The sequence below is a fragment of the Collinsella sp. TM09-10AT genome, assembly GCF_003436275.1.
In the GTDB taxonomy this organism is placed as follows: domain Bacteria; phylum Actinomycetota; class Coriobacteriia; order Coriobacteriales; family Coriobacteriaceae; genus Collinsella.
The window spans coordinates 67,663-81,699 of record NZ_QSOP01000007.1; the positions used below are offsets into that span (position 1 = coordinate 67,663).

The 14,037-nt window shown below is 48.5% G+C and carries 13 protein-coding genes; 12 read left to right on the top strand and 1 reads right to left on the bottom strand.

The window, feature by feature from the left end:
* The first annotated feature begins 4 nt into the window (after window positions 1-4).
* The 11 genes from wecB (at window position 5) to DXD77_RS04550 (ending at window position 12,495) form a co-directional block, all read left to right on the top strand.
* On the top strand, window positions 5-1,105 hold the full coding sequence (gene wecB, locus DXD77_RS04500) for a non-hydrolyzing UDP-N-acetylglucosamine 2-epimerase (protein ID WP_117647894.1): 1,101 nt from the start codon (window positions 5-7) through the stop codon (window positions 1,103-1,105).
* A gap of 47 nt (window positions 1,106-1,152) precedes the next feature.
* A complete protein-coding gene (locus DXD77_RS04505) occupies window positions 1,153-2,412 on the top strand; it encodes a glycosyltransferase (RefSeq protein ID WP_117647895.1) in 1,260 nt (419 codons plus the stop codon).
* On the top strand, window positions 2,409-3,482 hold the full coding sequence (locus tag DXD77_RS04510) for an EpsG family protein (protein ID WP_117647896.1): 1,074 nt from the start codon (window positions 2,409-2,411) through the stop codon (window positions 3,480-3,482). The genes DXD77_RS04505 and DXD77_RS04510 overlap by 4 nt, the downstream gene beginning before the upstream one ends.
* 49 nt (window positions 3,483-3,531) lie before the next feature.
* Window positions 3,532-4,758, top strand: a complete 1,227-nt coding sequence (locus DXD77_RS04515) for a hypothetical protein (RefSeq protein ID WP_158549081.1) — start codon at window positions 3,532-3,534, stop codon at window positions 4,756-4,758.
* Entirely contained in the window at window positions 4,730-6,205 is a 1,476-nt protein-coding gene (locus DXD77_RS04520; protein WP_117647898.1) for a lipopolysaccharide biosynthesis protein, read from the top strand. Before DXD77_RS04515 ends, DXD77_RS04520 begins: the two co-directional genes overlap by 29 nt.
* A gap of 75 nt (window positions 6,206-6,280) precedes the next feature.
* Window positions 6,281-7,411: a DegT/DnrJ/EryC1/StrS aminotransferase family protein gene (locus DXD77_RS04525; RefSeq protein ID WP_117647899.1), complete on the top strand. Its 1,131-nt coding sequence runs from the start codon at window positions 6,281-6,283 to the stop codon at window positions 7,409-7,411.
* Window positions 7,408-8,631, top strand: a complete 1,224-nt coding sequence (locus DXD77_RS04530) for an ATP-grasp domain-containing protein (RefSeq protein WP_117647900.1) — start codon at window positions 7,408-7,410, stop codon at window positions 8,629-8,631. The genes DXD77_RS04525 and DXD77_RS04530 overlap by 4 nt, the downstream gene beginning before the upstream one ends.
* A gap of 635 nt (window positions 8,632-9,266) precedes the next feature.
* Entirely contained in the window at window positions 9,267-10,154 is an 888-nt protein-coding gene (rfbA, locus tag DXD77_RS04535) for a glucose-1-phosphate thymidylyltransferase RfbA (RefSeq protein ID WP_117647901.1), read from the top strand.
* A 2-nt stretch (window positions 10,155-10,156) separates the two neighbouring features.
* On the top strand, window positions 10,157-11,176 hold the full coding sequence (gene rfbB / locus DXD77_RS04540) for a dTDP-glucose 4,6-dehydratase (protein WP_117647903.1): 1,020 nt from the start codon (window positions 10,157-10,159) through the stop codon (window positions 11,174-11,176).
* Between the two features lie 11 nt (window positions 11,177-11,187).
* On the top strand, window positions 11,188-11,568 hold the full coding sequence (locus DXD77_RS04545) for a hypothetical protein (RefSeq protein WP_117647905.1): 381 nt from the start codon (window positions 11,188-11,190) through the stop codon (window positions 11,566-11,568).
* A 273-nt stretch (window positions 11,569-11,841) separates the two neighbouring features.
* Window positions 11,842-12,495, top strand: a complete 654-nt coding sequence (locus tag DXD77_RS04550) for a hypothetical protein (protein ID WP_158549082.1) — start codon at window positions 11,842-11,844, stop codon at window positions 12,493-12,495.
* Window positions 12,496-12,570: 75 nt separating this feature from the next.
* Here the strand turns inward: DXD77_RS04550 and DXD77_RS10350 are convergent, their stop codons facing one another.
* On the bottom strand, window positions 12,571-12,780 hold the full coding sequence (locus DXD77_RS10350; RefSeq protein ID WP_158549083.1) for a hypothetical protein: 210 nt from the start codon (window positions 12,778-12,780) through the stop codon (window positions 12,571-12,573).
* A gap of 571 nt (window positions 12,781-13,351) precedes the next feature.
* On the opposite strand from DXD77_RS10350, the gene DXD77_RS04560 reads away from it, so the two are divergent.
* A complete protein-coding gene (locus tag DXD77_RS04560) occupies window positions 13,352-13,996 on the top strand; it encodes a hypothetical protein (RefSeq protein WP_117647910.1) in 645 nt (214 codons plus the stop codon).
* The last annotated feature ends 41 nt before the right edge of the window (window positions 13,997-14,037 follow it).

Genomic DNA, 14,037 nt, shown 5'->3' on the forward strand with positions numbered 1-14,037 from the left:
CGTTTTGAAGAAGGTAATGCTCGTCTTCGGCACCCGACCGGAGGCTATCAAGATGTGCCCGCTCGCCAACGAGCTGAAGGCGCGCAGGGATGAGTTCGAGACCGTCGTGACTGTGACCGGTCAGCACCGCGAGATGCTCGACCAGGTGCTGCGCGTCTTCGGCGTGATCCCAGACCACGACTTGGCGATCATGAAGCCGGGCCAGACGCTGTTCGACGTGACGTGCGACGTGCTGCTCAAGCTCAAGGCGATCCTCGAGGACGAGAGGCCCGACGTGGTCCTGGTCCACGGCGACACCACGACCAGCTTCGCCGCGGCGCTCGCGAGCTTCTACCTGCAGATCCCCGTGGGGCACGTCGAGGCCGGGCTGCGCACGCACGACATCTACAGCCCCTGGCCGGAGGAGTTCAACCGCCAGGCGGTCGATATCGTGAGCGAGTACTACTTCGCCCCCACTGAGGCCAGCAAGAAGAACCTTCTGGACGAGGGCAAGCCGGAGTCGAAGATCTGGGTCACCGGCAACACGGGAATCGACGCCCTTCGCACCACCGTTCGCGATGGCTATACCCACCCCGAGCTCGAGTGGGCGGAGGGCTCCCGCCTCATCCTCATCACGGCGCACCGCCGCGAGAACCTGGGCGAGCCCATGCACCGCATGTTCCGCGCCATCCGCCGCGTGATGGAGGAGCATCCCGACACCAAGGCTATCTACCCCATCCACATGAACCCGCTCGTCCGCAAGGCGGCGCACGAGGAGCTGGACGGCTTCGACAGACTCCACATCATCGACCCGCTCGAGGTTCTCGACTTCCACAACTTCATGGCCGCGAGCCACCTCATCCTGACAGACTCGGGCGGCATCCAGGAGGAGGCCCCGAGCCTGGGCAAGCCGGTGCTCGTTATGCGAGACACCACCGAGCGCCCCGAGGGCGTTGCCGCCGGCACGTTGAAGCTTGTCGGCACCGAGGAGGATGTGATTTATCGCGAGTTCAGCCGCCTGCTTTCAGACGAGGGGGAGTACGAGGCTATGAGTCACGCCTCAAATCCTTACGGCGATGGGCATGCGTGCGAACGAATCGCCAATGTGCTGGTGAGAAATTGCTAGTACCTTGTAATAAAGATTATGGCTCGTTGAAAGGCAATACGCTATTAATGCTCACCAAGCATTTTCCCTTTAACGACGGCGCCACTCCAGCAGAGTCATATCTTGAAACAGAAATAAAATTCATAGCGCCTTATTTTGCTTCAGTGGTAATTGTTGCTACAGAAGCGTCTTCATCCGCAGCGCAGATCCAGGATACTCCTGAAAATGTTATATCGCTTGCTCTCGGATTCCCTCAGACTCTTATCGAAAAATGCTTCTGTTTGATTGAGGGGCTTTTCAGCTTGAGGCTTAAGCCGATTGCTGCCGATGCCGTCAAAACTGACACTTTGTTTTCAGTTGATCAACATCTTTTCCAACGGTATTACGTTGGAAAAGCTTTTAGAAAATGGAAGGCACTGAAGGACCAGCTTGAGCTTCGTGAAATCATTCCAACCAACGTTTATAGCTTCTGGTTTCACGATACTGCACTCATTGCCTGCTGGTTAAAGCAAAAGTATTCATGTCGGTCGGCAATAGCTCGTGCACACAGATATGACCTCTACCACGACCGTACACGCTGCAATTATCTTCCATGTAGGTATTATCAACTTTCTTGCTTGGATACTGTAATTCCGTGCTCCGAGGATGGAACTTTGTATCTTAAGAAAACATATCCTGACTTTAGCGAGAAGATTAGGACAGGTTATTTAGGGACCTGCTGGCTCCCCGATATGTCCAGAGAAAATAGAGGTGCTTCTTTCAAAATAGTATCCTGCTCTGCTGTAACCGATGTCAAGCGTGTGTCCTTGCTTGCTAAGGCGTTAACGTTGCTTGACGCAAGGGGTTTTGAGATTGAATGGACTCATTTCGGCGATGGGCCGAAATTGGCTGAAGTCAAAGAAATCGCAAAGCAATTTAACAAAATAAGGAGCTGTTTCGTTGGAAACATCGCAAATAAACAGCTGTTACGCGAATATCGTGAGAATCATTTCGATCTCTTCATAAATGTCTCAGCTAGCGAAGGACTGCCCATCTCAATTATGGAGGCGAGTGGCCATGGAATTCCTGTTTTGGCCACTGACGTTGGGGGTACACATGAAATTGTATCCGATGGTTTTAATGGAATTCTAATACCCGAGGAGAGCAGTGCCGAGGATATTGCTGCTTCAATTCTGCAGTTCCTTAAAATGGATGATGAAGATTACTCCCTCATGAGGGCTGCTGCGCGCAAACAATGGAAAACCAGATTCCAAACAAATTGCAATGCTCGAATTCTTATCGATGCGCTTTTTTCACACCAGATCTCTCTGGATGGTGAATCTCAATGATTGTTTTATTGGCCAACTCTTTTCTTATATTACTATTTGCCACCATCTTCTATAGAAGTCCAAAGGCGGCCTGCTTCATATGCGGACTTCAAGCTTTCCTTATCTTGGCAATGAGAAGCGAGCTTTATGGCGCAGACGCTCTTTATTACTACAACGGCTATCATTTAATTTCAGGATATAGTTTCGAAGGTATATGCTCGGTTTTAAGCTCTTCTCCAATTAAGGTTGCAAGCTTACCGTATCCTTATGCGTACGAGAATGGTTGGGTCATTGTGAACTGGCTATTCTCCCATATAGGCTTTACTTATAGACAGTTCATAATTGTTCTATCGGGATTAACGTCTTTTTCGCTTTCGTTTTTCGCGTATAGATATTCAAAAAAACCTGGCTATTCCGTATTTATTGCAACTTGTTTAATTTTCTATCTCTATTCTTTCTACGTTCTTCGTCAGACCCTTGCGTTCTGCATCTGTCTGTTTGCAAGCAAATATTTATTAGAGAGAAAACCGGGTAAGTTCTTCATACTTCTGCTGCTCGCTACCTCATTCCATAGAAGTGCAGCTATCTTTGCCGTCCTATATCCATTCGTCAATCGTCCTGTAACTAAAAGCACCATTGAAAAGTCTTTAGTTGCTTGTTTTGTTTTAATATTGGTATCCGCTTTCTTCTTACCAAACATACTGCCACGAGTGCTTGCTATATTTGGTAAATCGCATTATGCGCTTTCCTTCAAGTTTAATAACCTTCTTATGCTTCAATTACTTACCGTCGGTTGCTTACTGTTTTTCGATATAGATAAGTTAGCTAAAAATAAGACGACTTCCGTTGCTATCTGGTCTTCGATATTAAGCATGCTTTTGTACTCACTGTTTTTAAGTAATGAGGTAATGGCTAGGGCTATCGAATATGTTTGGGTGTTTGTAATCGCCTTGATACCGGCAATTCTTGAAGAGCTTGAGAAGCATCAACAATTGATAGCTTATATGGGAATATCTCTCTTATTGCTCATTTACCTTGCGCATCAAATCCAGGGAACGACTTTCGATCCATATTTGTTTGCCTCTTTTTAACAATATTGGAGATCAAGAAATGAAATGTTTGGTAATTGATCGACCGTATATGGGTATCGGCGGTATCGAAAACATACAAATACAGCTAATTAAATATTGCATTAATCAAGGATATCGTGTTGTTTGGCTTACAACCGAGGAGCATGAAAAATCTTCCGCCTATAAAAACATTACAGATGCTCCTGAGATTGAAAAGCATTATGTGAAGCGAACGCCCTTTGGACCAATATATCCATCACTTAAATTTGCTGATGATGAAGATGTTGTCGTCCTTACAACGGATTTGCTTCGCTACTGCATTTCCCAGCATGTGATGAAGGACTGGCAGTGCCGTACTTTATTTCATTTACTTACTATTCCTCATTTTAAAGGCGGCGCCGTGCTGCCTGAAACATGCCTACGCTCCGGTCATACTCGTGAACGCTGGAGACTGCGACTTTCAAATGCTGCCGAGTGGATTGATCGAACGGGAAATCTTATAGGGTTCAGCGACATTCACCTTAAGGCATATGAGAAGGAATATGGATTAAACGTAGCCAATAAAGAATCAAAGGTCTTAAAAGCCATATTTCCCCTGGATGCACCGGCGGATGAGATCATTGAAAAAAAGGCAAAAAGCCGGAGGGATGAATTCAATATCATCACTTGCGCTCGTTTCGATTTCCCGCATAAGGGATACATGCTTGGTTTGATAAAAGCATTCAGCGACATATATGAACGACATCCGGAAGCGAAACTTTTCATTGTCGGATACGGGCAAGGGGAGAAGCAGGTTAAGGATGCTCTCTCACGTCTGCCCGAAGCGGCTCGTTCTCAAGTTGCGCTTATGGGTCCTTTATCGCCAGAGCAACTCAAGACTAAAATGCTTTCCTGTCATCTTAATATCGGAGTTGCTGGTTCGTTATGGAGGGGAGCTGAATGTGCCCTACCGTCTATATGCATGCGCCACTACACGTATGAGTGCGAGGGATATGGCTTCATTGATGATGTTGGAGACATCATGTCTGATTCTGCAGGATTTAATGTTGTTCCATTAATCGAAAACGTAATCAAAATGGATGACAGCGCTTACATAGAGAAATCTATTAAGAGTTTCAATGCGGCTCAATCGCAGATCGATGTCGACCCTGAATTTGTGTTTAAGCTACCTGCCACCAATCTTGATACGCTGCCACTGTCTGAACTTGAGGCAAGAGGCATGTTCTTTCAGCGTTTGTTTTTAGAGAGAATTTGCAAAAGATCTATGTATGAGGACCAACTTAATGCAAGTAAATAATTTGAAGGGTGCAACTGTAAGTGCCTTATTCTGGAAGGTGTTTGAGAAAGGCGGGCGTGCCGTAGTTGAACTTGCTATCCAAGTTGTGATGGCAAGGCTTCTTTCACCTAAGGAATTTGGCGCACTCGCAATAATGCTTGTATTTGTTAATGTGGGCAATGTGATTGTTACGTCTGGTCTCAATACTGCACTGGTACAGGCTGAAGAGATTGATGAGACTGATTTATCAACGGTATTCTGGCTAAGTTTTACCGTATCAGCAGTTTTATTTACGTTAGTATTTTTTTCTGCTCCTGCAATTGCAACTTTTTACGCCCTGCCAAACATCGTCTGGCCCCTTCGTGTCCTTGGATTCTTATTGCTAGTCACTGCTTTCAACTCAGTGCAAGTTGCAATAGTTCAACGTGAACTTGAATTTCGTAAGGTATTTAACGCCACTATAGTTGCAGTTATCGTATCAGGCATTCTCGGCATAGGAGCTGCTTTTACCGAAGCCGGACTGTGGGCACTTGTTTTACAGCAACTCGTCTACCAAGTTGTTAATTGCTTCGTTCTCGGGCTTCAGGCTAGATGGGTTCCATGTTTCGTATTTGACAAGCGCAAAGCCTGCAAACACTTTGCATTTAGTTGGAAGCTCCTCATTTCCGGCTTACTTGAACAGGGTTACCAATCTTTATCTGATTTAATTATTGGCAAGCAATTTAGTGCTTCAAATCTTGGTTTAATATCACAGGGAAAAAAATATCCTCAAGCATTGGGATCCGTGCTTGATGGGGCAATTCAGCCAGTGATGTTATCCGCAGTTTCTCGCGTACAAAACAACGCCTCCTACGTAAAAAGGCTCGTGCGAAGAGCATTAAAAACCTCGACCTTCCTTATCGTTCCTGCCATGACGTTATTTGCTGTTGCTGCCGAGCCGATAGTCGGGATTCTTTTGGGCCCAAAATGGTTGTTCTGTGTTCCATTCCTGCGAATGTACTGCTTCATCTATGCCTTACTGCCAATTCACACGACCAATCTTCAAGCATTAAACGGCATGGGGCGATCTGATTTGTTTCTTGAACTTGAACTAGTAAAAAAGGCTTATGGCATCTGCTTCATTTTGTTTGCGGCGTTTGTGCTAAAAGATATTTACCTAATGGTCGCCATGTATATGACTACCGGCATCATTTCAACGTTTGTTAACGCATATCCTAACAAACGAGTTATCGGGTATTCCTATTCTGAGCAATTGCGTGATATCGCTCCTGCATTTTTAATCTCTGCAATTGCAGGCGGGTTTGCGCTGTTTTGTGGCTCATTTACTGTCCTCCCTGCACTTCAGATTCTTGCCGAAATTGCCGCAATGGCAATTGCCTATTTTGGTATCGCAGGCATTTTTAAACTCGAAGCATTTGAATACCTCATTAATACCGCCAGGGATTTCTTGGGTGCAAAACGTCGTTAAAGACGTTGCGTCAATACTGCAACCGTTTTAGTCATCGTTCTTTGAAAGCTGCATAGCGAAGGGAAGGTACCTGATATGGGTAACCGCATTCTTGTCACACGATCATCCATGCCTCCTATGGAGGAATACTTTGAAGAGGTCGCGCCTCTTTGGGAGAGCCATTGGCTTACCAATATGGGTGTTGAGCATAAGAAGCTCGAGGCAGACCTCAAGGAGCGTTTGGGGATCGACAACCTTGCGCTGTTCACAAATGGTCACAACGCCCTAGAGTGCATCCTCGAGGCCATGGCTCTTCCGGCCGGTGGAGGGGTCATCACTACACCGTTCACCTTTGCCTCTACCACTCACGCTATCGTGCGAAAAGGACTTACCCCCATATTTGCCGACGTGAATCCCGTGAATCTAACGTTAGATCCCGAGAGCATCGAGCGATTGATCACCCCGCGCACCTGCGCCATCGTGCCTGTGCATGTTTACGGCAATCTTTGCGATGTTGATGCCATCCAGGAGATCGCTGACCGTCACGGGCTTAAGGTCATCTATGATGCCGCCCATGCCTTCGGCGTCGAGCGCGTGAACGAGGACGGAAGCAGCGATAGCGCGGCGACTTTCGGCGATGCGGCCATGTTCAGCTTCCATGCGACCAAGGTATTCAACACTATCGAAGGTGGTTGCGTCTGCTTCAAGGACAAACATTTGTATCCATTGCTCAACCAATGGAAGAACTTCGGCATCACGGGACCCGAGGACGTCGAGTACGTCGGCGGCAATGCCAAGATGAATGAGTTCTGCGCGGCTATGGGCGTCTGCAATCTTCGTCATCTGGACGCCGAGATCGGCAAGCGCAAGGCCGTTGCTGAGCGTTATTGGGATAACCTTGAAGGCACAGCCGGCGTAACCGTTTTCTGTCCCGCCAAGAACATCCGCCACAACTATGCGTACCTTCCCGTGCTGTTCGATCCGAGCGTCTTCGGCGCCACGCGCGATGACGTTTTCGATGCCCTGGAAAAGGCTGGCGTCGGCGCGCGCAAATACTTCTATCCGCTGGTCAACGATTACGCATGCTATCGAAGCGTGTATTCAAGCGACCGCACGCCAGTGGCAAAGAAGGCGGCATCCCAGGTGATCACGCTTCCCATGTACGCCGATCTTGCATTGGAAGATGTTGATTGCATCAGCAATATTGTGCGGGGGTGCGCACGATGAGTGTTTCCAAGAAATCAATCTTGATGTTGGGTGGATCACGCCAACAAGTTGTTGCCATAGAGAAAGCGAAGGAACTGGGGTTTCGCACGGTGCTTTGCGACTATCTACCGGATAATCCTGGTCAGTATGTGGCCGACACTTTCTACCAAGCAAGCACTACCGACCGCGAGCTGATGCTCAAAATAGCTCACAAAGAAGACGTTTCGGGCGTACTTGCCTACAGCAGCGATCCGGCATCCCCTACGGCGGGGTACGTTGCAGAGGCAATGGGGCTGCCTACCAACCCTTTGAAGGCAATCGTGACCATGTCGGAGAAGCACCTGTTCCGGGCTTTTCTCAAAAAAGCTGGGCTTCCGTGCCCTCAAACGGCTTCGTTTTCAAGAAACGCCACCGTTGAGGAAGTGTCGCACCTTGTGGAGGGTTTCAGGTTCCCCATCGTTGTTAAACCAACAGATTCTTCTGGCTCTAAGGGGGTAAGCGTACTTACTGACCTTTCTGAGCTCAGTAGGGCAATTGATCACGCCCGCGATTTTTCGCGTAACGGGACGCTGATTTGTGAAGAGTATATTAGAAAGACATTCCCTTATGTGATCGGCGGAGACATATTTGTTGTTGACGGCAAGGTGCATTTTTGGGGCCTTATGTCTTGCTTACGTGACGAGGGCTTGGGTGGTCTTGTTCCTGTCGGGAAAAAAATCCCTTCCGGGCTTTCTGCTGACGACAATAGCGCTGTGAAAGACGTTCTTCAGCGGCTCGTGACAGCTCTGGGCGTGCGCTTCGGGGAGCTTAACGTTGAAGTCATCTTAGGCGAGGACGGAGTGCCCTATGTGCTAGAACTGGGAAGCCGCGCGGGCGGAAACATGATTCCCGTGCAGCTTTCTGATGCGAGCGGCATCGACCTCGTGGGCGCCAATGTCCTCTGCGCAATGGGGGAGAATCCTGGGGACATCTCGTGGGATTCCTCCGTATGCGAGGGTGCTTACGCAACTTATGTGCTGCACTCGAACGTGGACGGAGTATTCAGGGGTATTGCGAACTCAGGTGCCATTAGACCTCACATGTATCGCAGTGTCATCTACAAGCAGCCTGGTGAACCTGTCGAGGCGTTTGACGGCGCCAACAAGGCACTGGGCATCGAGTTCCTCCGCTTCGACAGGGAAGCGGAGATGAACGGGTTTCTAAGCAGCATCGGCAATCATATATGGGCTGAGATGGAGTAGTCTCGACATGAACAATATCGTGCTCATAAGCGTTATCACATATTGCCACTAGCTCCTCGACTCTGAGCCTGAATAGGGATGAATCGACGTACTATGGGGCTTCTACTGAGTACAGCTTCATTTATTTCTTTCGGAATTTAGGACGAGACGGAATTGAACGGGTTTAGAGGCCTTGGAGGTTACGAAAGGGGTCTGTCTTTTTGGCTAGTGCGTTTCAAGATGTCAGTGGGATGGCCAACTAATTAGATGGCACTTGACCTGCTACGACGCTTATCTTGCCAGGTTGTTGTATATTTCGACGATGCAGATTGTCGAGATCGGCGGACTGGTTGTCGGCCACATTTCACTTTACGACAATAACGCCAATACTAGCTACGGTTATTAAGCTTGTGATGACCGTAGTTGAGTTCAAGAAACTCGGTCTAAGCGCGAAGTTGCACGCAAGGTACGAGGCCAAGCGTAGGAGACAGGCATGAAATCCAATGGCCTTGACATGTAATGAGAGGCAACGAAAACGTTTAATTTTGCACAAACTGTGCGACTTCCTGGTTTATAAGAAGACGGAGACCGGCTGGTTTATGGAATAGCTTCTCAGCCAGGCCGAATAATCATACAAAAGAAAGAACGGTTGGCTAATGAAGGGCATAATTCTCGCAGGTGGATCGGGGACCCGACTGCACCCCATAACAAAATCGGTGAGCAAGCAGCTGCTGCCGATTTACGACAAGCCTCTGGTGTACTACCCACTCTCAGTGCTGATGCTCGCCGGTATTCGAGAAGTTCTTGTCATCTCGACGCCGCGTGACCTCCCAGCGTTCAAGGAACTTCTCGGCAAGGGCACTGAGTTGGGTATGCGCTTGGAGTATGCAGAGCAGGCCGAGCCTCGCGGTCTAGCCGAAGCTTTTACCATCGGACGCGACTTTCTTGCTGGTGAGCCGTGTGCGCTGGTTCTGGGTGACAACATGTTCCATGGTCAAGACCTCACTCGCGTGCTTACACGCGCAAAGGAAAAGGTGGAATGCCATGGCGGGGCCGTTGTGTTTGGATACCCAGTGCAGGATGCCAGGGCCTTCGGTGTGGTGGAGTTCGATCAAAATCATCGTGTGGTTGGCATCGAGGAAAAACCCGAGGTCCCAAAGTCGAACTATGCAGTACCAGGGCTGTACTTCTATGATGGACAAGTTTCCGATATTGCGGCAAACGTTAAACCAAGCGCGCGTGGAGAGCTGGAAATCACGAGCATCAACAATGCCTATCTAGATTATGGTCAACTGTCCGTCGAGTTGATGGGCCGAGGCATGGCGTGGCTTGATACGGGCACGCCCGAAGGCCTTTTAAAGGCCGCCGAGTACGTGGAGGCCGTGCAGAGCCGCCAGGGTTATTACATTGGGTGCCTGGAAGAAATCGCTTATCGCCGCGGTTTCATCGGACATGATCAGTTGTACGAACTGGGCGAAGCGCTGAAGAAGACTGCGTACGGTAAGTATCTTTTGAATGTCGCAAACGAGGTAAATAGGGGGTAAATATGTCTGAGATCTTCGAACCCAAGAACATCATCGTCACGGGCGGCTGCGGCTTCATCGGCAGCAACTTCGTGCACTACGTGGTGAACAACCACCCCGAGGTGCACGTGACCGTCCTGGACAAGCTGACCTATGCCGGCAACCCCGAGAACATCGCCGGGCTGCCCGAGGATAGGGTCGAGCTCGTCGTTGGCGACATCTGCGATGCTGAGCTCCTCGATAAGATTGTCCCGGGCCACGACGCGATCGTCCACTACGCCGCCGAGAGCCACAACGACAACTCCATCGCCGACCCCGAGCCGTTCCTGCGCACTAACGTGGAGGGCACCTTCCGCCTGCTGGAGGCCGTCCGCAAGCACGGCATCCGCTACCACCACGTCTCCACCGACGAGGTCTACGGCGACCTCGCGCTCGACGACCCGGCGAAGTTCACCGAGGAGACGCCGTACCACCCGTCCTCGCCGTACTCGAGCACCAAGGCCAGCTCCGACATGCTCGTGCGCGCCTGGACGCGCACCTACGGCCTGCGAACCACGATCTCCAACTGCTCCAACAACTACGGCCCCTACCAGCACGTGGAGAAGTTCATCCCCAGGCAGATCACCAACATCGTCGACGGCGTGCGCCCCAAGCTCTACGGCCGCGGCGAGAACGTCCGCGACTGGATTCATACCGAGGACCACAGCTCCGCGGTGTGGGACATCCTGACCAAGGGCCGCATGGGGGAGACCTACCTCATCGGCGCGAACGGAGAGAAGAACAACATCACGGTGCTCCGCATGATCCTCGAGGCCATGGGGCGCGACCCCGAGGACTTCGACTGGGTCGCCGACCGCCCCGGCCACGACCGCCGCTACGCCATCGACTCCACCAAGCTCCAGCGCGAGCTGGGCTGGAGGCCGGCGCACACCGACTTCGCCGAGGGGCTCAAGGCCACCATCGACTGGTACGTCGCCAACGAGGCCTGGTGGCGCCCGGCCAAGGAGGCCACCGAGGCGCGCTACCGCGCACAGGGGCAGTAAGGAATTGCATCATGGAGCTATCAACTATTGCGCCGTATATTGTTTCGATAATCGCCTCAATTGTTTCGGGCATCAGCTCTTATTTAGTTGCTCGCAATAAATCTGCTTCAGATATTCAAACGCTCAAAGAGTCAAATGAGCATGAAATTGAAAAGCTCATGAAACAGCACGAAGTTGATTTGGACAACTTAAAGGAGACCCATAAGCTTGAGATGGAGAAACTCGAAGCAGAGCATAGGTATTCCCTCGAGCTGGCTAACTCAAATGCCCAGAATGAAATGACCAAGCAGCTGATGGGTTCCCTTGTCGGCAATTTGATGGCAGCACCACAAATGCAAGATCTCTTTGCAAACGCTCTTGCTGATTCAATTAAGAAAGGCCAACAAGAGTAACGACAATAAATAATAGGGACATTTGTCATCTTACTTGGTAATACTGGCATTTTTGAGGCCAGACTGCTTTGTTTACTAGCAACAAAGCAGTCCGGCCTTATTTGCACAGGATTCTAATCCGAGAATCGTTTATTGCTTTTGAAGTAAGCATGCTATTCAATCGTTTATTGCTCTATGTTGGATAACCTTTCGCATAGTCCCACTATATGGATGCTGAATCAGAGAATTCTGAATGCAGTACGATAATTGTAGTATTGCCAATTGATTTTAGTGGTGGAGGAAACAATGGACTTAACGAATCTACCTGAAAACATCTCAGCGATTGTGGCAATCATCGCATTATTCATTTCTTGTTACCAAGCTCGTCTCAGCAATAAACAGTCTCTATTTAATCGACGTTTAAATATTTGGATAACCGTCGATAAACTCATGAGCGTTTACGCAAAAAACGCGAAGAACCTGGAATATAATGACGAGCCGCAAATGGCTATCGGTCTGCTATTTGAATGGCTGACTAACACCACGTACTTGCAATCAATTTCAACCTCACTAAATCATGTGTTAGATGCCGACCCTCAACTTAAATTGCATTTAAAGCTCGATGAAATGAAATCGCTCGCCATGGAGGCGAGATTTTGCTTCAAAGAAAAGAGTGGAGACGCAATAGCCGAATTCATAGAAGCTTATCAATCCCTTTTGTTTTCAATGTATCAGTATCAAATTCTATTGAATAAGATGTCTCAGAGTGCAAAGGAATATCAATGGACGCTTGAACAGGCCTCTGAAAAGTTACATGAGCCCAAACAACGAAAAGATCTCTTTGAAAAAGAAAACGCTCTTGCAGCTTCATACAAGACTCTATGTCAGCAAAACAAGTGGGGTGCAATTCAACGGCAAATTCAACTAGCAGGCCCTATATGGCGCTGAGCAAAATGTTGGGCTTTGAAGGTAGTCGAGGCCATATCAAAGCTCAATAGCATTAGCTCATTGGGCAAAATCTCCTCAGAGTTCCAATTTAACGCAAGACTCGCCTGCTTTCACTGCTGCCTGTTTGAGAACGTGACCAATTAGAATAGAACCCAGTGCTGGAATAAGACTTGAAAGCTGGCTCAGGTGAACTTTAAGGACGAATACATAAATAGCCAGATGTTCAGCTGGAGACATCATCCACTGCGGTATATGGCAAGGGAAGATGACCTCAATTTCAGTCATCTTTACAACTACGTAGAACAATTGGCAGATTCCATTAGCGGAATTGTCTCTACTCCACCTTTCAATCAGTTTTTACTTGAATCCTGTCAGCTTTTGGCTAACTCGCTAGATCTAATTCATCAAGGTTACTTCGACGCTGCCTTTTATTCAGTTAGACAAGCTGGAGAGATCATCCTTGTCGGAACGTTGTTTTCGAATCTAGAAGAATCTGACCGCAAGGCTAAATATGAGAAATGGGTCTCGCTCGACGGTTCCCCTCATTTAGCGAACTGTCCAAAATGCTGCGTTCAAAAGATATTGAATATCGAGACCTTCTTGAACAAATGCCCGAAATTGATGAGCTAATCAGCAAGCTCAATAAGAGGGCGAACAAGTATATTCACAAACAAGGCCACGAATCCTTTTATACCAAGCCTTACGAGGTGGTTCCCGAAAGCGCGAAGCATATTCGAGAGGATTTCACCGATTATTTCACGACTACTGTAAAGGTCTGTGCAATTTTCGACTTGCCGTCGATCCTTTCCCCATATTACAGAGCGATCCCGAATGCGAATTCAGATTCCCTGATTGTATGACACTCGAATTCGGCCAGAGCTTTATTGATAATTGTTTGGGAAACGAGTTTGTTAAGCATTACGTTGAGACGGATTATTACCGCAATTGGGTGAATGCGATTAAGTCAACATTTCCTCATTTGAAGGAGGCAACATATAATGTCTCAAACCTGCACTATATTGATTTATCTAACATCGAAGACATTCTTGATGAGCTAGATAAGCTAACGCTATATGAGGCGACTGCTGTTTTATTTACTGCACTATTCTCAGAGAAAGTAATTGCCATTCATATAACAGGCACTCTTGATGCGTTTAGCAATTCGGCAAGACCATCAAGCGGTCTATACCTTTCAGACATGAGCGTTTACGCCGAGCAGCTTGGCGGCGTCAATGTTCCGCTCGCTGAAATTTGTCGTCTCGCTAGTCTTGATACATCCCATGAGTTCTCTCTCGTTAGTTCATTCATTACATCTTTTCCTATTGCGTCAGATTATGTTTGCGTTGAGACCGATAAACTACTTGATAGCAATGAAGTTGAGCAAGGGCGAAAAGCAGCAGAAGAGCTTGGCCAACTTTGCAGGCAGATCAAAGTTGGCCAATGTGCCATGTCTGAATTGAAAGAGACTGTACTGTTCAAGTGGATTAAACTGAACGCGTAAGTATTTCGTTGTCGCGTCTACGGCGGCAAAAAGGAATCGGT

What these genes read in the sequence shown, in the direction of transcription:
- rfbA (WP_117647901.1), top strand. Translation starts at nt 9,267, where the DNA reads ATGAAGGGCATAATTCTCGCAGGTGGATCGGGGACCCGACTGCACCCC.
- DXD77_RS04530 (WP_117647900.1), top strand. Translation starts at nt 7,408, where the DNA reads ATGAGTGTTTCCAAGAAATCAATCTTGATGTTGGGTGGATCACGCCAA.
- DXD77_RS04515 (WP_158549081.1), top strand. Translation starts at nt 3,532, where the DNA reads ATGGGTATCGGCGGTATCGAAAACATACAAATACAGCTAATTAAATAT.
- DXD77_RS04520 (WP_117647898.1), top strand. Translation starts at nt 4,730, where the DNA reads ATGAGGACCAACTTAATGCAAGTAAATAATTTGAAGGGTGCAACTGTA.
- DXD77_RS04505 (WP_117647895.1), top strand. Translation starts at nt 1,153, where the DNA reads ATGCTCACCAAGCATTTTCCCTTTAACGACGGCGCCACTCCAGCAGAG.
- DXD77_RS04510 (WP_117647896.1), top strand. Translation starts at nt 2,409, where the DNA reads ATGATTGTTTTATTGGCCAACTCTTTTCTTATATTACTATTTGCCACC.
- DXD77_RS04525 (WP_117647899.1), top strand. Translation starts at nt 6,281, where the DNA reads ATGGGTAACCGCATTCTTGTCACACGATCATCCATGCCTCCTATGGAG.
- rfbB (WP_117647903.1), top strand. Translation starts at nt 10,157, where the DNA reads ATGTCTGAGATCTTCGAACCCAAGAACATCATCGTCACGGGCGGCTGC.
- DXD77_RS10350 (WP_158549083.1), bottom strand. Translation starts at nt 12,780, where the DNA reads ATGACTGAAATTGAGGTCATCTTCCCTTGCCATATACCGCAGTGGATG.
- DXD77_RS04560 (WP_117647910.1), top strand. Translation starts at nt 13,352, where the DNA reads ATGACACTCGAATTCGGCCAGAGCTTTATTGATAATTGTTTGGGAAAC.
- DXD77_RS04545 (WP_117647905.1), top strand. Translation starts at nt 11,188, where the DNA reads ATGGAGCTATCAACTATTGCGCCGTATATTGTTTCGATAATCGCCTCA.